The sequence below is a fragment of the Actinocorallia sp. B10E7 genome, from assembly GCF_039871655.1.
Taxonomy (GTDB): Bacteria; Actinomycetota; Actinomycetes; order Streptosporangiales; family Streptosporangiaceae; genus Actinocorallia.
On record NZ_JBDPLZ010000010.1, the window covers coordinates 161390 to 184254 of the forward strand.

The 22865-nt window shown below is 71.1% G+C and carries 16 protein-coding genes; 9 read left to right on the plus strand and 7 right to left on the minus strand.

Annotated features, from left to right (window positions below; translation table 11 throughout):
- Positions 1–119 precede the first annotated feature (119 nt).
- From ABGB12_RS28635 to ABGB12_RS28650, 4 genes are all read left to right on the plus strand, one after another.
- On the plus strand, positions 120–2285 hold the full coding sequence (locus ABGB12_RS28635) for an indolepyruvate ferredoxin oxidoreductase subunit alpha (protein ID WP_347682585.1): 2166 nt from the start codon (positions 120–122) through the stop codon (positions 2283–2285).
- A complete protein-coding gene (locus ABGB12_RS28640; protein WP_347682586.1) occupies positions 2285–3922 on the plus strand; it encodes an indolepyruvate oxidoreductase subunit beta family protein in 1638 nt (545 codons plus the stop codon). Before ABGB12_RS28635 ends, ABGB12_RS28640 begins: the two co-directional genes overlap by 1 nt.
- A 33-nt stretch (positions 3923–3955) precedes the next feature.
- A complete protein-coding gene (locus ABGB12_RS28645; RefSeq protein ID WP_347682587.1) occupies positions 3956–4726 on the plus strand; it encodes a cyclase family protein in 771 nt (256 codons plus the stop codon).
- Positions 4727–4800: 74 nt separating this feature from the next.
- Complete coding sequence (locus ABGB12_RS28650; RefSeq protein ID WP_347682588.1) at positions 4801–5823, plus strand: AraC family transcriptional regulator; 1023 nt, start codon at positions 4801–4803, stop codon at positions 5821–5823.
- On the opposite strand, the gene ABGB12_RS28655 is transcribed toward ABGB12_RS28650, so the two are convergent.
- Positions 5780–6265 carry a VOC family protein gene (locus ABGB12_RS28655; RefSeq protein WP_347682589.1) on the minus strand — a complete coding sequence of 162 codons (486 nt, stop codon included), beginning with the start codon at positions 6263–6265 and terminating at the stop codon, positions 5780–5782. The genes ABGB12_RS28650 and ABGB12_RS28655 overlap by 44 nt on opposite strands.
- 196 nt (positions 6266–6461) lie before the next feature.
- Between ABGB12_RS28655 and ABGB12_RS28660 the strand changes: the two genes are divergently transcribed.
- The gene (locus ABGB12_RS28660; RefSeq protein ID WP_347682590.1) at positions 6462–7880 is read left to right on the plus strand and encodes a cytosine permease; all 1419 of its coding nucleotides are present in this window, start codon (positions 6462–6464) and stop codon (positions 7878–7880) included.
- A gap of 63 nt (positions 7881–7943) precedes the next feature.
- Here the strand turns inward: ABGB12_RS28660 and ABGB12_RS28665 are convergent, their stop codons facing one another.
- From ABGB12_RS28665 to ABGB12_RS28680, 4 genes are all read right to left on the minus strand, one after another.
- On the minus strand, positions 7944–9551 hold the full coding sequence (locus ABGB12_RS28665; protein WP_347682591.1) for an NAD(P)/FAD-dependent oxidoreductase: 1608 nt from the start codon (positions 9549–9551) through the stop codon (positions 7944–7946).
- A gap of 158 nt (positions 9552–9709) precedes the next feature.
- Positions 9710–10111 (minus strand): cupin domain-containing protein, encoded by a 402-nt coding sequence (locus ABGB12_RS28670; protein WP_347682592.1) that lies wholly within the window; start codon positions 10109–10111, stop codon positions 9710–9712.
- A 69-nt stretch (positions 10112–10180) separates the two neighbouring features.
- On the minus strand, positions 10181–11095 hold the full coding sequence (locus ABGB12_RS28675; RefSeq protein ID WP_347682593.1) for an acyl-CoA thioesterase domain-containing protein: 915 nt from the start codon (positions 11093–11095) through the stop codon (positions 10181–10183).
- Between the two features lie 12 nt (positions 11096–11107).
- The gene (locus tag ABGB12_RS28680; RefSeq protein ID WP_347682594.1) at positions 11108–11920 is read right to left on the minus strand and encodes a fumarylacetoacetate hydrolase family protein; all 813 of its coding nucleotides are present in this window, start codon (positions 11918–11920) and stop codon (positions 11108–11110) included.
- A gap of 89 nt (positions 11921–12009) precedes the next feature.
- Here ABGB12_RS28680 and ABGB12_RS28685 point away from each other — a divergent pair, with 89 nt between their 5' ends.
- The 3 genes from ABGB12_RS28685 to ABGB12_RS28695 all read left to right on the plus strand — a co-directional run bounded on the left by ABGB12_RS28685 (position 12010) and on the right by ABGB12_RS28695 (position 15767).
- Complete coding sequence (locus ABGB12_RS28685; RefSeq protein ID WP_347682595.1) at positions 12010–12435, plus strand: RidA family protein; 426 nt, start codon at positions 12010–12012, stop codon at positions 12433–12435.
- Positions 12436–12508: 73 nt separating this feature from the next.
- Positions 12509–14863: a bifunctional salicylyl-CoA 5-hydroxylase/oxidoreductase gene (locus ABGB12_RS28690; protein WP_347682596.1), complete on the plus strand. Its 2355-nt coding sequence runs from the start codon at positions 12509–12511 to the stop codon at positions 14861–14863.
- A 70-nt stretch (positions 14864–14933) separates the two neighbouring features.
- Positions 14934–15767 (plus strand): SDR family NAD(P)-dependent oxidoreductase, encoded by an 834-nt coding sequence (locus tag ABGB12_RS28695; RefSeq protein WP_347682597.1) that lies wholly within the window; start codon positions 14934–14936, stop codon positions 15765–15767.
- A 40-nt stretch (positions 15768–15807) separates the two neighbouring features.
- Here ABGB12_RS28695 and ABGB12_RS28700 read toward each other — a convergent pair whose 3' ends face one another.
- Complete coding sequence (locus ABGB12_RS28700) at positions 15808–16800, minus strand: YbhN family protein (protein ID WP_347682598.1); 993 nt, start codon at positions 16798–16800, stop codon at positions 15808–15810.
- Between the two features lie 152 nt (positions 16801–16952).
- On the opposite strand from ABGB12_RS28700, the gene ABGB12_RS28705 reads away from it, so the two are divergent.
- Complete coding sequence (locus ABGB12_RS28705) at positions 16953–17078, plus strand: hypothetical protein (protein WP_347682599.1); 126 nt, start codon at positions 16953–16955, stop codon at positions 17076–17078.
- Positions 17079–17177: 99 nt separating this feature from the next.
- Here the strand turns inward: ABGB12_RS28705 and ABGB12_RS28710 are convergent, their stop codons facing one another.
- Positions 17178–22661, minus strand: a complete 5484-nt coding sequence (locus ABGB12_RS28710) for a carboxyl transferase domain-containing protein (protein WP_347682600.1) — start codon at positions 22659–22661, stop codon at positions 17178–17180.
- Between the last annotated feature and the right edge of the window lie 204 nt (positions 22662–22865).

Here is a 22865-nt window from a genome sequence, read left to right on the forward strand (position 1 = left end):
TCGCTCGCGGCGACCGCGAGGGTCGTGGATGGTGCGGAATATTGACGGTCGACATATAAGAAGAAGATGGGCTAGCGTCTGAGGCCTGACCTCACTTGAACCAACGAAGAGGAGCCGGTATGGCCGAGCGATCCTTTGCCGACGAGGTCCAGCAGCTGCGCCACGGCGCGGGGACCACCCTGCACGTGGAGGGCATCCTCGCCGTCACCAAGGCCCTGCTCCAGTCGGGCGTCGCCTACGTGGGCGGATACCAGGGCGCCCCGATCTCCCATCTGATGGACGTCCTCGGCGACGCCAGGGAGATCCTGCAGGAGCTGGACGTCTACTTCGAGAACAGCGCGTCGGAGGCGACCGCGGCGGCGATGCTGGCCGCGTCCGTGCACTACCCGCTGCGCGGGGCCATCACGTTCAAGTCGACCGTCGGGTTGAACGTGGCCTCCGACGGCCTGGCCAACCTGGCCAGCGGCGGCGTCACCGGCGGAGCGCTGGTCATCCTTGGGGAGGACTACGGCGAAGGCTCCAGCATCATGCAGGAGCGGTCCCACGCCTTCGCGATGAAGTCGCAGATGTGGCTGCTGGACCCGCGCCCCGGCATCACCGCGATCGTCGACGCCGTCGAGGCGGGCTTCGAGCTGTCAGAGGCGAGCAACACCCCGGTGATGCTCCAGCTGCGGCTGCGCTCGTGCCACCTGACCGGCGCCTTCACCGCCAAGGACAACGTGCGCCCGGCCATGACGATCAAGGACGCGATCGAGAACCCCAAGCGCGACCTCAGCAGGATCGTGCTGCCGCCGGCGAGCTTCCTGCACGAGCAGGAGAAGATCAACGCCCGCCGGCCGGCCGCCGTCGAGTTCATCCGCGAGCACGGCATGAACGAGGTCTTCGCCGACGGCGCCGCGGACGTCGGGATCATCGTCCAGGGGGGCCTGTACAACACGCTCAATCGTGCGCTGGAGCTGCTCGGCTGCTCCGACGCCTTCGGCAACACCAAGATCCCGCTTTACGTCATGAACGTGACCTACCCCGTGGTCGACAGCGAGGTCCTGGACTTCTGCGAGGACAAACGCGCCGTCCTCATGGTGGAGGAGGGCCAGCCCGACTACATCGAGCAGAACCTCCACACGATCCTGCGGCGTGCCGGAGCGCAGACCCCGCTGCACGGCAAGGACATGCTGCCCGCGGGCGGCGAGTACACCGCGGCCGCCGTCACCCGCGGCCTGTCGGCCTTCCTCGGCCGCTACCTGCCCGACATCGTCGAGGGCGCGCCCGCGCTGCTGCTGCCCGAGGACGACCCCGGCAGCCCCTTCGCGCCCAGGGTCGAGCCGAAGGCCGTGCACGCGCGCCCGCCGGGCCTGTGCACCGGCTGCCCGGAGCGCCCCATCTTCAGCGCACTGAAACTCGCCGAGCGCGAGATCGGCAAGCAGCACCACATCAGCGCCGACATCGGCTGCCACCTGTTCTCCATCAACGAGCCGTTCAACCTGGGCGCCACCACGATGGGCTACGGGCTGGGCTCGGCCGGCGCGGCGGCTCTGAACTCCGCCGACGCCGACCGCCGCACCATCGCGGTCATGGGCGACGGAGGCTTCTGGCACAACGGGCTGACCAGCGGTGTGGGCAACGCCGTCTTCAACGAGACCGACCAGCTCCTGCTCATCGTCGACAACGAGTACAGCGCGGCGACCGGCGGCCAGGACGTCCTGTCCTCGACGGCGGACAACCCGATCCGCTCCACCAAGCACCCGATCGAGAAGGCGGTGCGCGGCGTCGGCGCCAAGTGGGTCAAGACGGTCACGAACACCTACAAGGTCGGTGAGCTGCGGGACCTGTTCGTCAACGCGCTGACGTCCGAGGAGCGCGGCCCGAAGGTCATCGTGGCCCAGAGCGAGTGCCAGCTGAACCGGCAGCGCCGCGTCAGGCCCGAGACCAGCAAGAAGATCAAGGAGGGCAGGCGGGTCGTCCGTCAGCGGTACGGCGTCGACGCCGACACCTGCACCGGCGACCACGCCTGCATCCGGGTGTCCGGCTGCCCGTCGCTGACGATCAAGCCGAACCCGGACCCCATGCGCACCGATCCGGTGGCGACCGTGATCGACAGCTGTGTCGGCTGCGGGGTGTGCGGGGCCAACGCCCACGCGGCGTCCCTGTGCCCGTCCTTCTACCGCACCGACGTCGTCATCAACGAGACGTGGCGGGACCGTGCGCTCGCCAAGGTCCGCAACGCGTGGATCCAGATGCTCACAGCCCCGGTCGAGCGCCGGGCCGCGAAGTTCGAGGTGGCCTGATGGGCACATGGCAGTCCGGTCAGCGTCCGATCACGATCGCTGTTCTCGCGATGGGAGGCGAGGGCGGCGGCGTCCTGTCCGACTGGATCGTGTCGGTCGGGGAGCACGCGGGCTACACCGCGCAGAGCACCTCGGTCGCGGGCGTCGCCCAGCGCACCGGCGCGACGGTCTACTACGTCGAGTTGTTCCCGCCGGCCGAGGCACCCGTCGGCGGCGCGCGTCTCGAGCCGGTCCTCAGCCTGTTCCCCACCCCCGGCGAGGTCGACATCGTCATCGCCTCAGAGCTGATGGAGGCGGGCCGGGCGATCCAGCGAGGCTTCAGCACCCCGGACCGGACCACCCTCATCGCCTCCACCAACCGTGTCTACGCCATCACCGAGCGGATCGCGCTCGGCGACGGCAGAGCCGACAAAGACGAGCTTTTGAAGGCCGCCCACGCGGGCTCGAAGCGGTTCGTCGGCGCGGACTTCATGGAACTCGCCGGCAAGGCGGGCAGCGTCATCAGCGCGTCGCTTTTCGGAGCGCTCGCCGGGTCCGGGGCCCTGCCGTTCACACGGGAGGAATTCGAGGACGCCGTCCGCCGGTCCGGCAAGGCCGTCGACGCGTCCCTCGCGGCCTTCGACCTCGGCCACGACGCGGCGCAGCGGCCCGCGCCCCTCCCTGCTCCCGCCAAGCCCGCGGGCAGCGGGCCCGTGCCGGTGACCATCGGCCGGCGCCCTCCCCGCGACCCGGCCGCCGAGACCGCCGCTGAGGAAGAGGCGCGGCACCAGGCGCTGGCGGCCACCGATCCCGGCAGCCTGGTCGGCCCGGCTCTCCAGGCCCACGCCGCGAAGGTCCCCGGCTTCCCCCGGTCCGCCCGGTCCATGCTGGTGCGCGGCATCGTGCGAACCGCCGTCTACCAGGGACCCGCCTACACCGATCGCTACCTCGAGCGCCTCGCCAGGGTCGCAGAGGCCGACGCGGACGCGGACGCGCGGCTCACCACCGAGGCGGCCCGGCACGTGGCCCTGTGGATGTGCTACCAGGACACGATCCACGTCGCTCTCCAGAAGATCAGGCGCAGCCGGATCGCCGGCATTCGCGAAGAAGCCCGCGCCGCGCCCGGTCAGCTCATGCAGGTCCGCGAGTACCTCCACCCGCAGATCGAGGAGATCACCGACACGCTGCCCACCCGCCTCGGCGAGCGCCTGGCCGCGTCGAAGCTCTTCCGCCGCGCGGTGGAGAAGACGACCCGCGACGGCATGGTCGTCAACACCACCTCGGCCTTCGGATTCAGCGCTCTGTGGGTGATGGCGCGGATGCGGCCGCTGCGGCCCCGCTCCCTGCGGTTCGGCCGCGAGCAGCAGGCCATCGACGCCTGGCTCGACCTCGTCGTCGCCACCGCCCCCGACGACTACGACCTCGCCTGCGAGATCGTCGAACTCCAAGGCGTGCTGAAGGGCTACGGCCGAACCCACGCCCACGGCGGCGAAAGCTTCGCCCTCCTCGTCGATGCCGCCCGTGCCCTCGCCGGAAGCCCCAGGGCGGCCGAGCGGCTCGCCCGGCTGAAGGCCGCGGCCCTCGCCGACGAGGACGGCACCGCTCTGCGCCTTGCCCTCACGGCGGTCCCCGGAACACGACCCTCCCTCGCGCCCTGACCGGGCGTTCCCCTACAGATGAAGGAATCTCCTGTGACCGATCTCAGCGCCTTCGCGGCCGGACTGGCCGACGGCTCCATCGAGGTCATCGACCTCACCTCCCCGCTCCACGCCGGCACCCCGATCCTCATGCTCCCCCCGGAGATGGGCCAGACGGCCAGGTTCGAACTGGAGGAGATCAGCCGCTACGACGACCGCGGACCCGCCTGGTACTGGAACAACTTCCGGACCGGCGAGCACACGGGCACCCACTTCGACGCGCCCAACCACTGGGTCAGCGGCAAGGACCTCGACGACGTCTCCCAGGTCCCGGTCAAGCGGCTCATCGGTCCCGCCGTCGTCATCGACAAGACCGCCGAGGCCGCCAAGGACCCCGACTACCTGCTCACGGTCGAGGACATCACCGCGTGGGAGGCCGAGCACGGTGCGCTGCCCGAGGGCGCCTGGCTGATCTACCGCACGGGCTGGTCCGCCCGTGGCGAGGACCCAGAGGCGTTCGCCAACGCCGATGAGAACGGCGCGCACACCCCCGGGATGAGCCCCGAGGCCGCCCGCTACCTCGCCGGGACCGGCATCCTCGGGGTCGGCGTGGAGACCGTGGGCACCGACGCGGGCGGCGCGTTCGCCTTCGACCCGCCGTTCCCGTGCCACGCGATGTTCCTCGGCGCGAACAAGTACGGCCTCACTCAGCTGCGGAACGTCGACGCGCTTCCGGCGACCGGGGCCGTCGTCGTCGCCGCGCCGCTGCCGATCGTCAACGGCTCGGGCAGCCCCTGCCGCGTCCTGGCGCTCGTCGCCCGCTGACGCACCATGATCCGTGGGGAGTGCCGGCGCGGCTCTCCCCACGGTCGCACGACCCGCCGCGAAGGGGGTGACCCGTGGACAAGGTACAGCTCCCACAGCCCTACCGGCTGCGCAGCACCGACCCCGAGGAGGCGAGGCAGACGATCGGCGAGGCGTTCTGCCCGCACCGCCTGGAGATCCTGGACGTGCGCACACCGTTCGACGTCGCCTTCCGCGCATCGGACGCGGGAGGCATCGGACTCCACCATCTCGACTACGGCACCGGTGTGCTCATCGACGCGGAAGGGCTGGACGACTGCTATCTCATCGAGATCCCCGAGACGCGGTCCTCCCAGATCATCTGGGCCGGCCACGAGATCGTCTCCGACCGGGGCACCGCGGCCGTCCTGTCGCCCGCGGGCCGCCTCGAAGTCCGCCGGTCCCCGCACAGCCCGCAGCTCATCATCCGGCTGGACAAGACGGCGCTCGACGAGTGTCTGGGACGCATGCTCGGACGCTTCCCCGACGGCCCTCTGCTGTTCGCTCCCGCCATGCGGCTGGACACCCCGCCGGGACGCAGCCTCGTCCGTCTGGCCCGGCTTCTGTCCGAGGAGGTCGAGGACAGGGGAGGACTCGTCGGTGAGCCTTCGGCGTCGGCGCACCTGCGCGCGGCGCTGATGACGCACCTGCTGCTCAGCCAGCCGCACACCTACAGTACGGAGCTGACCCGGGCCCGGCCCGCGGCGGCGCCGCGGACCGTCCGCCGCGCGCTGGAGTTCATCGAAAGCCGGGCCGCGGAGCCGATCACCGTGGCGGACATCGCGGCGGAGGTCTCGGTGAGCGTTCGGGTCCTGCAGGAGGGCTTCCGCCGCCATGTGGGACGGAGCCCCACCGAGCAGCTGAGGACGACGAGGCTGGAGCGGGTCCGCCGGGCCCTCCTGGACGGGGACCCGGAGACCGTGACCGTGACCTCGGTCGCCGCCCGGTGGGGGTTTCACCATCTGGGGCGCTTCGCGGCCGACTACCGCAGGCACTTCGGCGAGGCCCCCTCGGTGACGCTGCGCTGTGCCGGAACTATCCCCACATCTGGGCGTACGGGTGGGAGCACACTTCGATGACGGTGCCCCACGGGTCCTCGCAATAGACGATCGCGTATCCCTTCTCGGGGTCGATCGTCACCACCGCTGAGCGGATCCTTCCACCTCCTTCGGCAATTCTGCTCGCCATCTCATCGACGTCCGCCGCGGTGATCGCGAAATGGTTGATCCCGGTCTTCCAGAATTCGAAGTTGTTCTCCCGGGCGGAGGTGGGAGGATTCTTGAAGTGGAACAACTCGACGCCGATGCCGTCGGCTCCGCACAGGTGCGCGAACTGGAATCCGCAAAATCCCTCGCCGTAGATCCCCGCGGCCGCCCGCCCGAGCGGGCTGTCGTCCTCGATGACCTCGATCGGCCCCGCCAGCAGGTAGAAGCCGAGGATCCGGCGGTACCAGGCGATGGCCGCGGGCAGGTCGGGCACGGTCGCCCCGACATGCGAGAGGGCAACGGGTGGATGCGCCATCGAAAAATCCCTTTCATCGTCGTTCAGGTAACGGGATCGAACATCCGCGAAGCTCGCTTTGTCAACGCCTCCACCCCTGTGCGGCAGCTATTCGACGCAGATCGGATACAGCTTTTCGCAATGTGGATAGCAGCATATTTTCGCCGATGCATAGGGTTCGCTGGAAACACCATCGGTGCACAAGGAAGGTGTCAACGTGCACAGTTCCACGAATGAGCCCGCGGCGTCGGCGGTCCGCGCCCGGATGGAGGACCACGCGCTCACCGCGGTGCCGGAATCCGAGCGGCGGTCGGGCTGGGGCCTGATGACCAACACCGCGGGCATCGCCTCGACGCTCATCCAGCTCGCCATCGGCGGCGGCGTGACCCTCATCGCCGGCGTCGGCTGGGGCGTCCTCGCCGGTGTCCTGGTCGCGGTGTTCGGCGGCGGTCTGGGCTGGCTGGTCGGGCACGTCGCCTACAAGTCGGGCACCTCCAGCACCGTCGCCGCGCGCCTGTACGGCCTGGGACGGCGGGGTTCGGCCATCGCCTCCCTCATCTTCGCGTTCATGATCCTGGGCTTCCTGGCTCTGGAGAACGCGCTGCTGTACTACGGCACCCTGTTCATGTTCGGGTGGTCGCCCACCACGACCAACGCGCTGGTCATCTACGGCGGCCTGACGGTCATGTGGATCGTGCTGACCTCGTTCGGCCTCAAGGTGGTCCAGCGGACGTCGATGATCCTGCTGATCGGCTTCACCGTCCTGACCGTCGTCATGGCCGGGATCGCGCTGTCGGAGTCCGGCGTCTCGCTGGGGTCGCTGCTGTCGGCCGGCCCGGTCGTGCCCGGCTACGACAGCGACTGGGACCGCTTCGCGGTCGTCCTGTCCATGCTGGCGGGATCCGCAGGCGCGCTCGCCCTGGTCGACGCCGACTTCGCCCGGTACGCGCGCTCGGGCCGGGACGTCGGCATCCTCGCCGTCGGCGGCGCCATCATGATCGATGTGATCGTGGTGGTCCTCGGCACGGTCATCATCCACGCGGGCTCCGTCGTCGTCGGCGACTACCTGGAGGCCCACCCCGGCATCGCGGCGACACAGGAGGGCGCGGGCATCGCGGAGAAGGTGACCTGGATGGTCAACAACAACTCCGGTGCGTTCTTCGTCGTCCTGGCCGGGTTCCTCGGCTTCCTGCTCATGTGGGTCGCCCAGGCCAAGGCGCAGGTCCTCAACACCTACAGCGGGTCGCTGGCGCTGTCGAACCTGGTGGACAGCCTGTCCGGCCGCAACCCCGGCCGCGTCGTCATGGTCGTCGTCGCGAACATCATCGGCCTGGTGATGGTCGCCGGGGACATCCTCGGCCTGATCACCAGCTACCTGGGCATCCTCGGGGTGACGACGACCGCCCTGGCCGGCGTCATCATCGCGGACTTCTTCATCGTCCGTCGCGGCCGGACCGCCGACCCCGACTCCCTGGAGTCGGTGAACTGGGCGGGCGTCATCTCCGTCGTCGCCGCGGCGGTGACGGGCGGCGTCCTCCAGGAGACGGGGGTGACGGCCTTGGGATTCCTGGTGTCCCTGGTCATCGTCGTCGTGCTCTACCCGTTGCTGCGGCGCAGCGTCCTGCGCCCCGCCTGATCACACCGGGAACACCGCAGCGGGGCGGACCATACGGTCCGCCCCGCTCGCGCGTCTTTGCGTTCAGGCCTTGCGGCGGCCGCGGAGCAGCCGCTCGGCGACGAGGAAACCCGATCCTCCGCCGAGGCCGGGGCCGGGGTGGGTGGAGGCGCCGATGTGCCACAGGCCCGCCACACCGGTGGCGTGGCCGGTGCCCGAGGACAGGGGCCGCCACAGGGCGTACTGGTCGATCCGGCAGTCTCCGCCGTAGGGGTCTCCGCCCACCAGGTTGACGTTCAGTTCCTCGAGTTCCTTCGGGCCGAGCACGCGCCGGTCGGTGACGGCGGACAGGTTGGCGATGTGCGGCTCCAGCAGGCCGATGACCCGGTCGGCGTAGGCCTCGCGCAGCCTGGGCGTCCAGGTGCCGTCGCCCGGGTCGATCCGTCCGGCCGCGTCGCCGCGGACCTCGCGCGGCAACTCCTGGAGTTGGATCCACAGCAGGCCCTTGCCGTCGGGGGCGCGTGAGGGGTCGACGGTGGCGGGCTGGCCGACGCCGATGGTGGGCCGCTCTGGCAGCAGACCGCGCCAGGCGGCGTTCACCGAGGCCGACAGGGAGTCCAGATCGTCGAGCACGTGGACCAAGGCGACATCGGCGAGCTCGGGATCATTCCAGCGAGGCGGTTCGCTGAGCGCGAGGTGGATCTGCATCGCGGCGCGGCCGTGCCGGAACGCCTGCGCGGCCTTGCGCCGCTCGGCGGGTGCGTTGCCCGCCAGGAGCCGCTCGTACAGGACGTGCGGGGTGACCCCGGCCAGGACCGCCTTGCGGGCCTGGATCCGCCGCCCGTCGCCCAGACGCACGCCGACGGCGCGGCCGCGCGCGACGAGCACCTCCTCGACTTCGGCGCCGGTGAGCAGTTCGCCTCCGGCGTCGGTGATGATGCCGACGAGGGCGTCGACGAGGCGGCGGCCGCCGCCTTCGGGCACGGGCATGCCGCCGGTGGCGACCGCGGCGGCGATGACCTTGGTGATGAACGCCGAAGAGGCGTCGTCGGGACCGAGACCGTTGTGCAGGGCCCACGGCGCGAGGAGCGCGCGGGTGACGGGCGAGGTGAAGGTGCGCTCCAGCCAGGGCCTGCCGGGTTCGAGGACCTCGGCGCCGGTGGCGACCAGGCCCGACTTCCCGAGTCTGCGCAGGGCCCGCCAGGCGAGCTTCAGCGAGCTGCGGTGCCAGAAGTCGGTGCCGAGCAGCCCGAACGCCAGGTCGATCTTGCCGCCGAACTCGGCCATCATCGCGGCCCAGGTCTCGGCGTCACCGTGTTCGGCGAGGGTCCGGGCCAACGCGTCCGGGTCCGTCGACAGGACCGCCGAGCCGTCCCGGCACACCACGCCGGTGGGCTTGTCGGTGTTGCGGTAGACGACGCCGCGCCGCGCCAGCTCATCGGCGAGGGCGGCGTAGGCGGGTCCGCCCACGAAGAGGGGATGCCAGCTGGACAGCAGTTCCACGGTGTAGCCGGAGAAGACGTCCTGGCTCGTGTAGATGGCTCCGCCGGGCCTGTCGGATCTCTCGCACACCGCGACGCGCCAGCCGCCACCGGCCAGGCGGGCGCCTGCGACGAGCGCGTTGATGCCGCTGCCGACGATGACGGCGTCGAAGATACCGGAGGGTCGTGCGCCTCCGTCGTTTCCTGCCATGGTCTCTCCTCCGAATCGGACGGGCGCCCGATCTTCGGGCGCCCGTAGGGGCCGACGGCTTCGTGTCCGCCAGGAGGGCTGTGGCGCAGCCGTCGGTTCGACGCCCTCATACCCCGGTTCAGCCGGCCCGGAGGACGGCGCGCCGGGAAGACCGCCGCTTATTCGAGGAGGGTCCCGGCGAGTTCGCCTTCGAGGAAGCGGTTGGGCTTGAGGAAGAAAGCGATCAGCAGGCAGCCTTCGGTGGACCACGCCTCGTGCCGGTTGCCGGCCGGCCGCCACACGAAGTCGCCTGCCGTCACTTTTCCTTCGGCATCTTCGAGGGAGCCTTCGAGCACGAAGGACTGCTCGATCTCGACGTGCTCGTGCAGCGCGAGGTGGGAGCCGGGCTGCCAGCGGAACAGCGCGGTCAGCAGTCCGGTCTCCTTGTCCTCGACGAGGACCTTCATGTCGATCCCCTCGCTGGGGGTCGGCTTCCACGGAAGCGAGTCGACATCGACGTACCGCGACGCCAGCGCGTCGAGCCGGTCGACGCCGAGGAGGTGAGGTGTGGTGGGCGCCATCTGTTTTCCCTTTCCTGCAAGGCCGTCGTCATGTGATGGCCGGTGTCCGTCGGATGCCCTCATGGCCGGTCAGCGGGGCCGGATGATCCCCTCCTGCGCGACGGTCGCGAGGTGCCGGCCGTCGCGGGTGAAGAACCGGCCGAGGCCGAGGCCGCGGCCCGATCCCGCGGCCGCGGCCTCCTGGGCGTACAGGAGCCATCCGTCCATCTCGGCGGGCTTGTGGAACCACATCGCGTGGTCGAGGCTCGCGGTGACGAGACCCGGAGTGGCCCAGGGGAGGTCGAGCAGCCGCAGGACCGGCTCCAGGATCGTGTAGTCGCACACGTAAGCGAGCGCCGCCAGGTCGCGGGCCGCGGGCGACAGACCGGGAACGGGCCGCAGCGCGTCGAACGGCTTGACCCAGATCGCCTGGTGGGGAACCGCGCCGCCTTCGACGGTCAGGTAGACCGGTCCGGGCACGTGCCGCATGTCGAAGCCGCGCCCGAACGACCAGTAGGCCTTGGACTCCTTCGTCATGTCGCCGGCCTCGTCGGTTCCCGGCTGCCTGGGCTCGAGGTAGTCGGCGCTGGAGGGCAGCGACTCGGGGTCGGGCAGACCTTCGGGCATGGACGCCTCATGCTCGCCGCTGTGCTCTCCGGTGTGGAAGGAGGCCAGGGCGGTGTAGGCGAGTCTGCCACCGGAGTAGGCGCGGACCTGCCGGGTGGAGAAACCCCGTCCGTCGCGCAGCTTCTCGACCTCGTAGCGGACCTCGCCGCCGATTTCGGCGGGGCGCATGAAGTAGCTGTGCATCGAGTGGAGCGTCCGGTCCCCGCCGACGGACCGGATCGCCGCGACCGCGGCCTGGGCGACGAGGTCGCCGCCGTAGGCCTTGGGCCATGGGCAGTCCTGGGTGGTGGCGAGGTATGCCTCGTCGTGGTGCTCGGGCTCGGCCGGGGTGAGGGTGAGCGCCGCGGTGAGGATCCGCGAGGTGGGGTTCGGGTGCACGGGTCTCTCAGTTCAGATCGAAGGGGTGAGCCGGACGCGGTTGCGCAGGGTGCCGATCCCGTCGATCTCGGTCTCGACGAGGTCGCCGTCGGCGAGGAAGCGGGGCGGGGTCATCGCCGCGCCGATCCCGCCGGGCGTGCCGGTCAGGACGACATCGCCGGGGCGCAGGACGGTGAACGTGGAGATGTAGGCCAGGAGCACGGCGGGGCCGAAGACGAGGGTCCGGGTGTTGGCGTGCTGGACGGTCTCGCCGTTGACGCGGCAGGAGACGTCGAGTCCCGCCGCGGGGTCGACCTCGTCGGGAGTGACCACGATCGGGCCGAGCGGCGTGGTGGCGTCCCACGCCTTGCCCTGGAACCACTGGAGGGTGCGCTTCTGCCAGTCGCGGACGGAGATGTCGTTGGCGACGGTGTAGCCCGCGATGGCCGCCGCGGCCCGGGCTTCGTCGGCGCCGCGCAGGGTCGCGCCGACGACGACGGCGAGTTCGGCCTCCCAGTCCAGCGCGACGTCGTCGGGGATGACGATCTCCTCGCCCGGGCCGAGCAGGGTGTCGGCGTGCTTGGCGAAGAGCGTCGGGTGGGTGGGCAGGTCGCGTCCGGTCTCGGTGATGTGGTCTGCGTAGTTGAGCCCGCAGCAGATCACCTTGCCGGGCGAGGGCAGAGGGTTCACCGGCGCCCAGCCGGTCAGCGGTTCTCCCGGATCGGTCTCGCGCTCGCCCTGCAGCCATGTCCCGAGGTCGGGCGCGGGAAGCGCCCGCCAGAGGCCGTCGACCAGAACGGCCGCGCTGGTCGTCCCGTCGTCGGCGGACACGGTGGCCAGCTTCATGATCGCGCCTCCTCGGCATCGTGGATGTATCGTATCTTTCACGATCGTCAGATATTGTCAATACATCCTACGCACCCCGAGGAGCAGCGATGAAGCCCCGATCCATCAACCCCGCCTCCCTGCCCGAGCCCAGTGGCTACTCCCACGGCACGCTGCACGGCAACACGCTCTACCTGGGCGGCCAGACCGCGCTGGACGAGAACATGCGCATCGTCGAGGGCGGCATCGTCGAGCAGTTCCGCCAGGCCTTCGGCAACGTCCTCGCCACCCTGCGCGAGGCCGGAGGCGAGCCCGAGGACCTGGTGAGCATCACGATCTACCTCACCGACATCCCGGACTACCAGGCGCACGGCCGCGAGATCGGCGAGGTCTGGCGGGAGCTCGCCGGGCCGGTCTACCCCGCGATGGCGGGCATCGGCTGCACCGCGCTCTGGCAGCCCGAGGCGATGATCGAGATCCTCGGCGTCGCCGTGATCCCCGACGGGCGCGCCGGGGGCGCCGAGCCCGGGCACTGATATTTCGTTTTATTGACGGTCGTCTAATGGGCGCGATACGTTGAGGCGAATCGACGTCCTACAAGGAGGCATCGTGCGTATAGCGGTCATCGGAGGCGGCCCGGGAGGCCTGTACTTCGCGGCGCTCGCCAAGCAGCTGGAGCCCGGGCATGAGATCACCGTGTGGGAGCGCAACGCCCCCGATGACACCTTCGGGTTCGGCGTGGTCTTCTCCGACGAGACCCTCGGCGGCATCGAGCACGCCGACCCCGAGGTCTACCGGCTGATGTGCGAGGAGTTCGCCCGCTGGGACGACATCGACATCCACTTCCGCGGGCGGGTCCTCACCAGCGGAGGGCACGGGTTCGCCGCGATGAGCCGCAAGCGGCTGCTGGAGATCCTGCAGGCGCGCTGCCTGGAGCTGGGGGTGACCGTGCACTTCCGGACCGAGGCGCCCGACGTCGCCGAACTCGCGGCGTCGCATGACCTGGTGGTCGCCTCCGACGGGCTGAACTCCGCGGTGCGCACCAGGTACGCCGGGTCGTTCCAGCCCGATTTGGAGCAGCGCGCCTGCAAGTACATGTGGCTGGGCACCGACAAGGTCTTCGAGGCCTTCGAGTTCTTCATCCTCGAGACCCCCTACGGCGTCATGCAGGGCCACGCCTACCCCTTCGACGCCCACGGCAGCACCTTCATCGCCGAGATGCACGAGGACGTCTGGCGTGCGGCGGGCTTCGACGCCTTCGCCGCCCGCGAGTACGCCCCCGGCGAGTCGGACGAGAAGTCCATCGCGAAGATCCGCGAGCTGTTCGCCGAGGCGCTCGACGGCGGCGAGATCCTCGCCAACAACAGCAAGTGGATCAGTTTCACGACCGTCCGCAACGCCTCGTGGCGGCACGAGAACATCGTCATCCTCGGCGACGCCGCGCACACCGCCCACTTCTCGATCGGCTCGGGCACCAAGCTCGCGATGGAGGACGCGCTCGCACTGGTCGCGTGCCTGCACGAGCACCCGGGCGTCGATGCGGCCCTGTCCGCCTACGAGGCCGAGCGCAAGCCGGTCGTGCAGTCCACCCAGCGCGCCGCGCAGGCCAGTCTGGAATGGTTCGAGAACCTCGGCCAGTACGTCGACCAGGACGCAGAGCAGTTCGCGTTCAACATCCTGACGCGCAGCCGCCGCATCACCTACGACAACCTGCGCCTGCGCGACCCCGAGTTCACGGCCTCCGTCGACGGCTGGTTCGCCGGACACCAGGAGCGCCCCGACGACGTCGCCTCCACTCCGCCGATGTTCCACCCGTTCCGCCTCGGCGAACTGAGGCTCGCCAACCGCATCGTGGTGTCCCCGATGGACATGTACAAGGCGGTCGACGGTATGCCGAACGACTTCCACCTCGTCCACCTCGGCGGCAAGGCCCTCGGTGGCGCCGGCCTGGTGATGACCGAGATGGTGTGCGTCTCGGAGACCGGGCGCATCACGCCGGGCTGCGCCGGCATCTGGAACGATGCACAAGCGGCGAAGTGGCGGCAGGTCACCGACTTCGTCCACGCCGAGAGCGAAGCGAAGATCGGCCTGCAACTCGGGCACTCCGGCCGCAAGGGCTCCACCCGGCTCATGTGGGAGGGCATCGACCAGCCCCTCCGCGAAGGCAACTGGGACCTCGTCTCATGCTCGGCGATCCCTTACAGGGAAGGCGTCAACCAGGTTCCGCGCGAGATCGACGCCGCCGAGATGGCCGAGGTCACGCGCCAGTTCGTCGACGCGGCCCGCCGCGCCGACGAGGCGGGATTCGACCTGCTGGAACTGCACTGCGCGCACGGCTACCTGCTGTCGTCGTTCATCTCCCCGATCACCAATCACCGCACCGACTCCTACGGCGGCTCCCTGGAGAACCGGCTGCGCTACCCCCTGGAGGTCTTCGCCGCGGTCCGCGAGGCCTGGCCGGCCCACAAGCCCCTGACCGTCCGCATCTCGGCCACCGACTGGATCGAGGACGGAGTCACCGGCGATGACGCCGTCGAGATCGCGCGTGCCTTCGCCGAGGCGGGCGCCGCGGCCATCGACGTCTCCACCGGCCAGGTCGCACCCGAGGAACGCCCCGCCTTCGGCCGCTCCTACCAGACCCCCTTCGCCGACCGGATCCGCAACAAGATCGGCATCCCCACCATCGCCGTCGGCGTCATCTCCTCCTACGACGACGTCAACTCCCTCCTCCTGGCGGGCCGGGCCGACCTGTGCGCGCTGGGCCGCGTCCACCTCTACGACCCCAACTGGACCCTGCACGCCGCCGCCGAACAGGACTACGCCGGGTCCGGCGCCACCTGGCCGCTGCCCTGGCGCGCCGGACAGCGCAAGCCGCAGACCGGTCGCACCGACGGGCCCAAGCCCCGCCTCCAGCTCATCCGCGCAGGCGAGGCCGGCACCCGCAGGGCCCGCTGGCGTCCCTGACGAACCCGCCCCTGTCCCGAGCACCCGGCCCTCGACCCCGGGTGCTCGGCACCTCCCGCAAGGACCTCTGATGAACGAAGAACCATCCGCCGCACAGAACCAGGGACCCCTCACAGGCCGGATCGCCCTTGTCACAGGAGGGTCCCGCGGCATCGGCGCGGCCTGCGCGGTGCGGCTCGCCGAAGCCGGCGCCGACGTCGCGGTCCTCGGCCGCTCCCTTCCCGACCTGGAGGAAGTCGCCGATCAGGTCCGCGAAACCGGCCGCCGAGGGCTGGCCGTCACCTGCGACGTCACTCGAGCCGAGCAGATCGAGGCCGCGTGCACGCGCATCGAGGACGAGCTGGGATCCGTCGACATCCTGGTCAACAACGCGGGCGGCCCCAGGTTCCAGGCCGCTCTCCTCGATGTCCGGACCGACGGCTGGCAGAAGGTCTTCGACCTCAACCTGACCAGCACTCTGCTGTTCTGCCAGCGGCTGGGCCGGGGTATGGCCGAACGGGGCTCCGGCTCCATCATCAACGTCTCCTCCATCGCCGTCCACGCCCCCTGGCCCGCCATCGCCCCCTACGGCGCGGCCAAGGCCGGTATGCGGCACCTCACCCAGGCCCTCGCCTGCGAACTCGGCCCGGCGGGCGTGCGCGTCAACGCCGTCAGCCCCGCCTGGATCGACACCGACATCAACACCGCCTACACCCGCGACCCCGCACTCAGCGAGGCGGCTCTCGACCTCGTTCCCCTCGACCGCTGGGGCCACCCTGACGACGTCGCCCACGCCGTCGTCTTCCTCGCCGGCCCGTACTCCGGTTTCATCACCGGCACCGACCTGCCCATCGACGGAGGCTTCAGCGTCTCCATGCCCCGCAGTACCCGCGAGACCCTCGACCGAGCCGCCCCCTCCGCCTGAGCCGACCACCAGGACGCCCGAATGCCTCCGGCGGTGCCGTTCACGGTGTGAGGCCCTCGGGCTCGGCGGTGCCGGCGGTCCGGTCGCGGTGGTGGCGCCGCATGAACAGCCAGGTGATCCAGCCGATGCCGATGATGAAGCCGAAGCTGATGAGGCGGTAGAGCACGACCGTCGCGATCGCGGTCGGGGCGTCGACGCCGCCGGTGAGGAGGCCGAGGATCAGGGCGCTGTCGATGATGCCGAGCCCGCCGGGAACGATCGTGAGGGTGCCGGCGGCCATGCCCGCGCAGAAGGCCAGCAGCAGTTGGGTGGCGTTGATGCCGGTGTCGCTGACGGCCTGGAGGCACATCCACAGGCAGACGGCGTCCAGCAGCCAGTTGAGCAAAGCGTAGACCCCGGCCGCGGCGGCGTGAGCGGGGCCGAGCCGGGCGGCGCGCAGCTGGTCGGCGAAGGCGCGGATACGGTCGAGGTCGCGGGTGGCCGGCTGATGCCGGAGCCGGTTGATCCGTGCCAGCGCGGCGCGGGTGGCCGGCTCCAGAGCCTCGGGTCGGTGGGTGGTCTGCCGGACACCCAGCGTGATCAGGAGACCGGCGAGGGTGAAGCCGGCGAGGGTGTGCCAGGACGGGGCGCCGCGGGCCGCGAGGGCTCCGCCGGTGGTGACGGCTGCGAGGGCGGCGGCCGAGAAGATGCCCGACAGCGCGATGCACCAGGAGGCGATGGCGGGGGTGGCGCCGAAGCGGCGCATCTGCTGGTAGTTGAAGCGGGTGGAGAACGCCGGTCCGCCCGGGAGGGTGACGCTGAGGGAGTGGGCGGCGTAGGCGAGGGCGACGTGGCGGTGGATCGGCACGCGCACACCGGCGGAGCGCAGCAGGCGGCGTTGCATCCGCGCGTACATGACCATGGCGGCCAGCTCCACGATGACGGCGGAGGTGAGCCAGCCGGGCTGCGGCGCGCGCAGCTGCGACAGCGCCGAGGTCAGGGACGGCCAGCCCAGCGCCAGCTCGACGGCGAAAAGCGCGAGCACGGCGGCCATGGCTCCACGTCGTAGCCACTTGCGCTCGAGTCGCCGCGGTGGGTGTCCGGCGCCGATGTCGCCGCTGTTCAGAGAAATGATCTTATTTTCAGGCTGTACGGGGGTTTTGTAGTCGATCGGCGTATCGTACGACCCTGGTCGGCTCCTCCCTCATGGAGGCCTACAGGAGAGGGGCGACGAAGACGCCGCGGTTCCCCATGAGCGTCGAGGTCAACGGCGAGGAGATCGGCCGCGACCTGCCGTCGAACATGGGCCGTTCGAGGACGGACACCCGTTGATCGCCTTCGCCGAGGCGGATGATCGTCGGCGGGTACGCGTCAGGCCCGGCAGCGCGAGTCGTACGAGCGCTGCCGGGCCTGACGGCGGTGCGGGAGAGGTCAGTGCGAGCGGGACTCGATGGCCTCGATGATGCGGGGACGCAGTTCCGCGGCGCGGATGACGGCGTCGACGGAGCCGACCTCGACCGCGCGGCGGATGTCGTGCACGCGGTCGAACTCCGCGGCGACCTCGCCGAGCTTCTCCGCGCGGACCGACGAGCGGAGCTCGTCGAGCTCGGCGATCAACGCGGCGCGGTCGGCTCCGGAGGCGGCCGCGAGACGGGCCTCCAGCTCCCGGACGCGCGGGTCGGACGCGGTGCGGGCGTTGACGTCGCCGGAGAAGACCACCGCGGCGGCGGGGGCGCCGCCGAGCACCGAGGCGAACGAGCCCTCCAGCGCGAGCACGGTCATGTTCGGGTTCAGCGCCTTGGAGAACACCACGAACGCGCCGCCGTGGTACCGCGAGATCACGCAGAACACGATGGGGCCGCGGAAGTTCACGATCGCGCGGCCGATCTCGGCGCCGTACTCCAGCTGCAGGCTGCGCATCGACTCCGGCGAGCCGTCGAAGCCCGACAGGTTCGCCAGTACCACCAGCGGCCGGTTGCCGCTGGCCGCGTTGATCGCCCGCGCCGCCTTCTTCGACGAGCGGGGGAACAGCGTGCCCGCGGTGTAGGCGTCCGGGCCGTCGGTGGGCGGGAAGCCGCGCCGCGGCACCGAGCGCGACTCGATGCCGAGCAGGCACACCGGGATGCCGCCCAGGTGCACGTCCTGCACGACCGCGGTCTCCGCGTCGGCCATGCCCGCCCAGCGCTCCAGCACCGGGTGGTCGGAGTCGGACAGCGCCCGCATCACGGTCCGGATGTCGAACGGCTTCTTGCGGTCCGGGTTGGCCTCGGCGGAGAAGATCTCGCCGACGGTGGTGAAGTCGCTGCCCTCCAGCACGTGCGGGAAGGAGGAGACGTCGCGGTCGGCGGGGTCGTTGGTCGGCGCCCGCCGCGGAGCCTCCTCGCCCGGCGCGATGTAGGAGTGGGCGTAGTGCGCCATCAGCACGTCCCGCGCGGCGAGCAGGTCGGGCGCCCAGTACTGCGCCTGCCCGTTCGGCCCCATCACCCGGTCGTAGCCGCCGATGCCGAAGTTGTCCTCGGCGGAGACGCCCCCGGAGAAGTCGAGCGACTGCTTGCCGGTGAGCACCATCGCCGAGTCCGGCGTCATCACCAGGATGCCCTTGGTGTGCATGAGCATGGTCGCCTCGGCGTTCCAGTACGGCTGCGCGCCGACGTTGATGCCCGCGACCACGACGTTGATCTCGCCGCCGTCCTGGGTGAACTCGACGATCCGCTTGAGCGCCGCGGCCACCCAGTCCATGTTCTCGGTGCCCGACTCCATGGAGATCCGGGCGCCGGAGGACAGCGCGTACCACTCCAGCGGCACCCGCATCCGCTCGGCCAGGTCCAGCGCCGCGATCACGCGGCGGCACTCCGGCTCCGACAGCGCGCCGAGCGACTTCGTCGGGTCGCCGAGCAGCACGACCCGGGTGACGCCCTGCGGGTGCAGCGTGGTCGGCGTGGAGACCACGCCCGCGACGATCGCCGCGGTGTTCTTCCCCTTCGGCCGGTCGACCGGCACCAGCGCGTTGTCCTCATCGAGGTCGTGCTCGACGAAGTCGCCGAGCAGGCCGGTCAGCTCGTACGGGTACGTCGTGTTGCGGGCCGCGGCGCGCAGCACCTTCAGCCGGTAGGAGTCGAGCGGCTCGACCGGCTCCGTCGGCGGCTCGCCGAAGGTCACCTCGGTGCCGCCGGTGGGGTCGAAGGAGATCCGCATGGAGGTCTTGTTCAGCTCGCCGGTCTGCGGGTCGCGCTCACGCGCGATGAACAGGATCTCCTCCACGCCGGCGCCCGCGGCCCTCGGCAGGATCCGCTCGGCGAGCATCCCCAGCTCGGAGCGGGTCAGGTCGCTCGGCGGCCAGACGTAGACCACGACCCGGTTGGTGTTGAAGCGCGTCTTGGACGGCCGCTGCGCCTGCGCGCGGCGGATCGAGTCGAGGCAGGCGGCGACGGAGTACTCGGCGGTCGGCAGCGAGAGCAGCCTGCCGTCCTGCTCGCGCAGCGCGGTCAGGTCCCGCACCTGCGCGAACGCGATGAGGCGGTCGTCGGAGGGGTTCTCCCGCGCCACGCCCCGGAAGAGGTAGACCTCCTCGTCCAGCGACGGCAGCCGGGTGAGGTCGAACCCGCGCAGCCGCTCCAGCTGCATCCGCTGCGCGATGTGCGGGTGCAGGCCGCGGATCAGCCGCTCCTCGGCCATCCCGGCGGTCGACGGGCGGAACGTGAAGTGGTGGTGCATCACCGCGCCGTGGCTGCCCGCGACGGTGGTGGTGAGCCTGCGGACCTGCTCGGGCAGGGGGTGGGCGCTGACGACCTCCTGCAGCGCGGCCGCCATCGCGTCGAAGTCCTCCGGCTGCCCCTCCCAGGAGAGGTAGACGTCGGCGTCCACGGCGTCCCCGCCGGTCGCCAGCTCCGCGAGACCGCGCAGCGCGCCACCCAGCGCCTCGAAGCGCACCGCGGCGGAGACCAGGTGCGAGCCCTCGCGCTCGGCGACGGTGAACGCGCAGCCCGCCGCCTCGCGGGTGCGGACGCCGGTGAGGCCCTTGTTGCCGTAGTACCGGCGGGTCAGCACCTCCAGCATGGCTGAATTGTCGAGGTGCCCCTGGCCACCCTGTCCGTCCGGGCCGCTGCGAGCGAGCCGCTGCCCGAGCAGCCGCACCAGCGGCTCGGTGCTGCGCACCATCTCGGCGATGCGCTCGGCGCGGTCCGGCGCGTGCGGGTTCGCGTCCAGGTGGCGCAGGTGCCTGCGGACGTCGGCGTAGACGCGGGCGCGGTTGCGGCGCAGCAGCGGCTGGCCGAACCAGGTGAACAGCACGCCGCGCGCGAGGTCGGCGATCGCGGGGAAGCGGACCTGCGTGGCGGACACCAGCCGCTCCAGCGTCAGGCCGGCGGGCTCGCGCAGCAGCGCGTCCGGCGTCGGCTCCTGCAGCCACGCGCGCAGCAGCGCGGTGACGACCGCGGCGTCGGCGGACGCGCGCTGCTGGGCGAGGAAGATCCGGAACACCGCGGATTCGAGCTCGGAGGAGCGCTCGAGATCGGTGACGCCGTAGTGCCCGAGCGCCTTGGCGAGCCTGGCCTGGAACGCCTCCGGCAGCCCGGCCCGCTCGACGTCGAGGCTCTGCAGGTAGGTGTGGAAGTACTCGCGGGCGCTGTGCAGGTGGCCGCTGCCGCCGTCCTCGTCCGACGGCCGGTTGCGGCTCAGCTCGGCGAGATCGGCGAACACCTCGGCGAGTTCGAGCTCTCCGGCCAGCGTCTGGTGGCCGTCCTCGGCGGACGCCCGCCGCGCGGCGAGGTAGCCGTCGAGGACCCGGCGCTCGTCGTGCGGGTCGACGTCGAAGCCCAGCAGCAGGCTGTGCAGGTCCTCCCGTCCGCGCGCGGCGCGCTCCCGCGCCGGGGTCGTCGCGGGCCCGGCGGGCAGGTCCAGCTCGACCGCCTCGACGGCCGAGCCGGCCTCGGCCCCGTCGTCGTCGGCCAGCGGCTCCAGCCGCAGCAGCGGCGCGCCGGTCTCCACCTGGCTGCCCACGGACACGGCGCATTCCTTCAGCCGCGCCTTGAACGGCGCCCGCAGCACCGTCTCCATCTTCATGCTCTCCAGCACCAGGACCGGCGCGCCGGCCTCGACCTCGGCGCCGACCTCCAGCGGCGTGGCGACGACCAGCGCGGGCGCGGGGGAACGGACGACGCCGCCCTCGTCGCGGCTGACCCGGTGGGTCACGCCGTCCACCTCGACCAGGTGGATCGGCCCGTGCGTGCCGGTGAGCAGGCGGTACCGGGTGCCGTTGACGGTGATCCGCCCGGTGTGCCGGTCGAAGCGGTCGAGTTCGACGTCGGCGGTGCGGACGCCGTCACCCGCCTCGATGCCGACGCGGAACCGGTGCGGGCCGACCCGCGCGACGCGCACGCGGTAGCCCGCGCCGCGCAGCTTGAGGTCCAGCGGCCGACCGCTCTCGTGCTGCACCTGCGGGCGCCCGCCGGACGCCGTCGACAATAGCCGCCGCCGCTCGACGTGCTCCTCCTCCTCGTACGCCTCGATGGCGGCGGCCGCCAGCGCGACGGCCGAGTGGCGGTGCGAGACGAGTCGGCCCTCACCGCGGACGCGGTCGATCCAGCCGGTGTCGGCACTGGCGTCGATCACTTCGGGCTGGTCGAGCAGGTCGAGCACGAAGCTCTTGTTCGTCGCGCCGCCCTCGATGACGACGGTGGTCTCCGTCATCGCCCGGCGCAGCCTGCCGAGCGCCTCGTCGCGGTCGCGGCCGTAGGCGATGATCTTCGCGATCATCGAGTCGAAGTCGGCGGGGATCGTGTCGCCCTCGCCGACGCCGGTGTCCACGCGGATGCCGGGCCCGGCGGGCAGGTCCAGCCGCGCGATGCGGCCGGGGGAGGGGGCGAAGTCGCGGTCGGGGTCCTCGGCGTTCAGCCGGGCCTCGACGGCGTGTCCGCGCTCCACCGGCGGCTCGCCCTCGAGCCTGCCTCCGGACGCCACGTGCAGCTGCGCCTTGACCAGGTCGAACCCGGTGGTCGCCTCGGTGATCGGGTGCTCGACCTGCAGGCGGGTGTTGACCTCCAGGAACGCGAACAGCCTCTCGCCCGGGTGGTAGAGGAACTCGACGGTCGCCGCGCCGCGGTAACCGACCGCGACGGCCAGCCGTTCGGCCGACGCCTTGAGCTCGGCGGTCTGCTCGGGGGAGAGCACCGGCGACGCCGACTCCTCGATGACCTTCTGGTTGCGCCGCTGCACCGAGCAGTCGCGGACGCCCAGCGCCCACGCGGTGGCGCCGTCGGCGATCACTTGGACCTCGACGTGCCGGGCGCCGGTGACCAGGCGCTCCAGGAACACCACGCCGCTGCCGAACGCCCGCGCCGCCTCCTGGCTGGTGCGCTCGTAGGCGTCGGCGAGCTCGGTCCCGTCGGTGACCACGCGGATGCCGCGCCCGCCGCCGCCCGCGGTCGCCTTCAGCATCAGCGGGTAGCCGATCTCGGCCGCGGCCGCCAGAGCCGCGTCCAGGGTCTCGACCGCGCCGCGGCTCCACGGCGCGACCGGCACACCGACCTCCTCGGCGATCAGCTTCGCGCCGATCTTGTCGCCGAGCTTGCGCATGGCGTCCGGGCTCGGCCCGACGAAGGCGACCCCGATCTCCTCGCACAACTCCGCGAACGCCGGGTCCTCCGCGACGAAGCCCCAGCCGACCCACGCGGCGTCGGCCCCGGTCTCCTTCAGCGCGCGCTCCAGCACCTTCAGGTCGAGGTACGGGCGCGCGGACGCGGGGCCGAGGTCGTAGGCCAGGTCCGCCTCGCGGACGAAGGCGGCCGCGCGGTCGACGTCGGTGTGCAGGGCTACGGTCTCTATCCGCGTCCCGGTCTCCGCGGCGAGGTCCCGCACGGCGTGGATGAGCCGCATGGCGGCTTCACCGCGGTTGACAATGGCGATGCGACTGAACACCCGACCAGGCCCTTCTGCAGACAACGATGTGTGCGCCGCGGCACGGCGATCCTCGGCAGTGTTCACCTTCCCGTCTACCGGTTGCAGACGCCATGCCAGAAACAGCGCATGCTGGGAGGCTCCGTTTGTAGGAAACGTCCAAAGCCGTCAGTCATCCGCTCCCGGGCAGGCGCATGTGGAAACGGACTAACGGTAGGTTTTATC